The organism is Psychrobacter sp. 1Y4 (genome assembly GCF_051847555.1).
This window is the reverse complement of the sequence record NZ_JBPYDE010000237.1, coordinates 1-935: the sequence shown is the minus strand read 5'-3', so window position 1 is coordinate 935 and position 935 is coordinate 1. Positions and strand designations below refer to the sequence as shown.

At 45.1% G+C, this 935-nt stretch carries 1 protein-coding gene and 1 pseudogene; both read left to right on the top strand.

Annotated features, from left to right (window positions below):
* Nucleotides 1–417, top strand: a pseudogene (locus tag ACS8FC_RS15490) (hypothetical protein); the annotation flags it as partial.
* A gap of 79 nt (nucleotides 418–496) precedes the next feature.
* Complete coding sequence (gene ureA / locus ACS8FC_RS15485) at nucleotides 497–799, top strand: urease subunit gamma (RefSeq protein WP_057761815.1); 303 nt, start codon at nucleotides 497–499, stop codon at nucleotides 797–799.
* Nucleotides 800–935: the final 136 nt, after the last annotated feature.

Sequence of the window (935 nt, the reverse complement as noted above, 5' to 3'; positions counted from 1 at the left end):
AAGGCTATCGTTGCTGAACGTGTAGATCAGTCTGCTAGCAGTCGCTGGTTCTCCTCAAATTTGGGGCTGGCAGGTCAGCATATTTATGGATCGTTTTGGGCCGTACCGAGTTTGAGCGACGTCCATGATAACCTTGAATTGTCCGCATCACAGACTACGCAATCGACCGAAACAGCCCAAGCAACTATCAAGCAATCATTAACCCGCTATCTAGACAATACCGTAGCAGCATTGCGCCAAGTCATTATTCAAGCACAACTGCCTGTCTACTGCACTCATAATTGCCAAGCGATCAATATCCGCTATATTGGCTCAGATGTACGTGGTTGTTTTGAAGCGTTTTATCAGCTGAGAGAAGTCTTGCGAGATCATTGGTGGCAACTTGAGCCTTGCTGGCCGCGTATTTGGGACACCTAAGTCTACGGTTTTTCATACCTAAGACACACGACCTGATAATCTGCTATAACTTTCATAATAAATAAAATAAGGATTTGCCATGCATCTGACGCCAACAGAAAAAGACAAGCTCATGCTATTTACCGCTGGCATGGTCGCTGAGCGCCGTAAAAATCGCGGTGTTAAGCTTAATTATCCTGAAGCTATTGCTTATATCAGTATGCTGCTGATGGAAGGAGCCAGAGATGGCAAGCGAGTTGCTGAATTGATGAGTGAAGGGGCCACCTATCTGTCTGCAGATGATGTCATGGAAGGGGTGGCTGAGATGGTCGATGAAGTGCAAATCGAGGCGACATTCCCTGATGGTACCAAACTGGTCACGGTACATAATCCCATCGTATAGTTTTGTTTATTACTTAAATCTATCAATGAAACCTATCACTGGAATAATGACATTATTATAAGGCGGCTCACATGCAAGCAGGCGAATACCATATCCAAGATGGCGACATCATCTTAAACCAAGGGCGACAGGTACA

Bases quoted from the DNA above. Each gene is read 5' to 3' on its own strand.
- ureA (WP_057761815.1), top strand. From the start codon at position 497: ATGCATCTGACGCCAACAGAAAAAGACAAGCTCATGCTATTTACCGCT.